1 protein-coding gene, 1 pseudogene and 1 riboswitch are annotated in these 2,872 nt (G+C 59.2%); of the genes and pseudogenes, one reads left to right on the forward strand and one right to left on the reverse strand.

All coding sequences use genetic code 11. From position 1 onward, the window contains the following. A partial coding sequence (locus Q0F21_RS06905; protein ID WP_297238578.1) for an LptF/LptG family permease occupies nucleotides 1–1,562 on the reverse strand: 1,562 nt, incomplete at its 3' end. A 244-nt stretch (nucleotides 1,563–1,806) separates the two neighbouring features. Beyond that, nucleotides 1,807–1,996: riboswitch (cobalamin riboswitch) on the forward strand. A 97-nt stretch (nucleotides 1,997–2,093) separates the two neighbouring features. On the opposite strand from Q0F21_RS06905, the pseudogene Q0F21_RS06910 reads away from it, so the two are divergent. Further along, a pseudogene (locus Q0F21_RS06910) lies at nucleotides 2,094–2,872 on the forward strand (potassium transporter TrkA); the annotation flags it as partial.

Below are 2,872 nucleotides of genomic sequence, written 5' to 3' on the forward strand. Positions count from 1 at the left end.
ACCTTGCGGACCGGCTCGATGCCCATGAAGTGATTGAAGCCATTGACGAGGATGTCGACATTGAAGCGCATGCTGTCCTGCGTGGCGAGGTAGGTGAGCAGCATGCCTGCCGGGAGGAGGACCATATTGGGCAGCCAGATACCGCTCCAGAGGATCCAGCGTCCCTCATTGACCATCTTGACGCCCGTGGTCTCGAGGATGTAGAAGACGATGAAGCAGAAGATCGCTACGATGAAGGGAATACCGATGCCGCCCTTCCGGATCAGCGCCCCGAGCGGGGCCCCGATGAGGAAGAAGACGATGACTGCCACAGGATAGGTATACTTTCGCCAAAACTCAAAGTCATTCTTCCGGATCAGGCTCTCGGTCTCCTCCTGGTCCATATTATTGAAGTAGTAGGAGCTGACATCGGCATTGAGTCGCTGCACGGCGGAGTTGAGGATCTGCTGTTGCTGCTGGTAGCCCATTGCGCCCAGGTCGGCATAGAGGTCTCGCCTCGTCGGCTCGGGGGCATCGGGCTTGCTCTTCCCCCCGGCGACACCGGCTGCAGCTGCCACTGCTGCGGCTCCAGGCGCAGCGCCGGCTATGGGAGCCATCTCCTCGAGGAGTGCCTGCCGGGAGGAGCGGGCGGTCTCCAAGCGGTGGTCGCTCTCGGGGGTAAGCCCCACGGCGGTCGTGCGGATGAGCCTCCGATTGACCTGCGCCATCGAGTCACGCACCAGCGAGAGCGAGTCCACGTAGGAGCGGAGCTGACGTGCATTCTTACCCACAAACTGGCTACTCAGCGCTCCCTCGTCGACCATGTAGAGGCTGTCGTCGAAGTGCATGATCACCTCCTTGGATGAGAATCGCTCTCGGAGAAACGGGCGCTGGACATTACTATTATAGCTCCCCGACTCTGCCGGACGGAGGTTGCGGAAGGACTCCCCCTGGTAGACCTCGAGGACCATCTCCTGTCCGTCATTGACCGAGTAGAGATAGCCGCTGTCGGCGACGACGATGGAGGCGTTTTGCGGGCCCTCGGAGTGGTCGTAGATCATGAGGTCGTAGAGGGTCTTCGTCTTCGGGTCCTTGCGGGTGATGTAGATGGAGTAGCCCGGGATGTCCTGCGTGAAGCTCCCCTCCGGTATCGCCAGCTCGGGCGACTTATTCTTGATCGAGAAGTAGTACTGCCAGAAGCGCACCTGACTGGTGATCATCCAGTCGTTCTGAAACCAGTAGAGTCCTCCTGCCAGCAGTATGGAGAGGCCGAGGAGTGGTCGCATGATCCGGGTGAAGGGGATGCCGGCAGTCTTCATCGACAGTAGCTCCATACGCTCGCTGAGGTTGCCGAAGGTCATCAGCCCAGCCAGCAGTATGCCCAGCACCAGAGCCATCGGCGCCACCGTCATTGCGGAGTAGAACATCAGCTTGAGGAGGACAATGGTGTCCACTCCCTTACCGACGATATCCCCGACAAAGCGCCACAAGAGCTGCATCACAAGGATAAACCATGCGACGGCAGTACTCCCTAAGAGCAGGGGGATGAATGTCCGGAGGACGTAGAGGTCTAATTTCTTCACAGTCAGAGGACCGTTTACAGTCACGCAAAGGTAGCAAGAAATCCACTCTTCGCCCTTTCCTTGAGCTTTTTCTCCCAGGGGCCTGGAGTTTCCTCCCTCGGGACTGGAGTCTCTCCCTATCGGGACTGGAGTCTCTCCCTATCGGGACTGGAGTCTCTCCCATATCCGTCATCTCCGATGTGGTGGCGACCCGCAAGGGGGCGGGGCATCTTATTTATTTCTTAACTTTGCGGTGCGAAGAGGGGTGTCCGCTACGCAAGTAAATGCCTCCGCTGTGCGGAGGTGGGGAAACCGGTGAGAGTCCGGTACAGTACCCGCTGCTGTAAGTCTCATGTAATAGCCGATCGGCTTGATAGCCACTGGGGATAAGCCCCGGGAAGGCTCCGATGCGGCAGAGACAAGTCAGAAGACCGACTTGCGACCGGGACACGACCTTCATAAGCCGTTATAGTCACACTAATTTCTTTCGGGAGTTAAAGTTATGAACAGACACTCAGGCATTACTCGGTCATCCATCAGTATCCTCACTCTATGGTCGAGATAATCCGCAACCTGCTCTGGACGGGGGACATTGCCTCCTCCATCTTCATCCTCGCCCTGGTGCTTACCATCGGCGTTCTACTCAGCAAGATCCGCATCGGGGGCTTCTCCCTTGGCGTCTCCTGGGTCCTCTTCACCGGGATCTTCCTCGGGCACGTGGGTCTGAAACTTGATCCACAGGTGCTCTCATTTGTCCGCGAGACCGGGATGATCCTCTTCATCTTCGGCATCGGTATGACGGTGGGGCCGGGATTCTTTGCCACCTTCCGCCAGGGAGGTGTGCGGCTTAATCTCCTCTCCCTCCTGTCGATCCTTCTCTCCCTCGTCGTCTCCTACGTGCTCTATCGGGTAACGCAGACCCCCATGGCGACGCTGATGGGCATCCTCTCCGGTGCGGTGACGAATACGCCCGCACTCGCTGCGACGCAGGAGACTGCCCGCGCCGTCGGCAGCTCCGCCATCGGGGATGTCGGCATCGGCTACGCCCTCGGCTACCCGGTGGCGATCCTCGGTATGATCCTGACGATGTCGGTGCTGAAGTGGGTCTTCCGGATCGATGTGGAGCGCGAGGAGCGGGAGCTGGAGGCGAGAGAGCGTGCCGCCCATCGCGATGCAGTGGTCTACGCCCTCGAGGTGGGCAACCCCTGGATGGACGGCAAGAGCGTCTATGAGTCCAAGTCGGTGCTGGAGAAGTACGACGTGGTGATCTCCCGCATCATGCACCACGACACCGGGGAGGTGGAGATGGCGGGACCGAAGTCGATCATCCG

This window comes from uncultured Porphyromonas sp. (genome assembly GCF_934359325.1).
Taxonomy (GTDB): Bacteria; Bacteroidota; Bacteroidia; order Bacteroidales; family Porphyromonadaceae; genus Porphyromonas_A.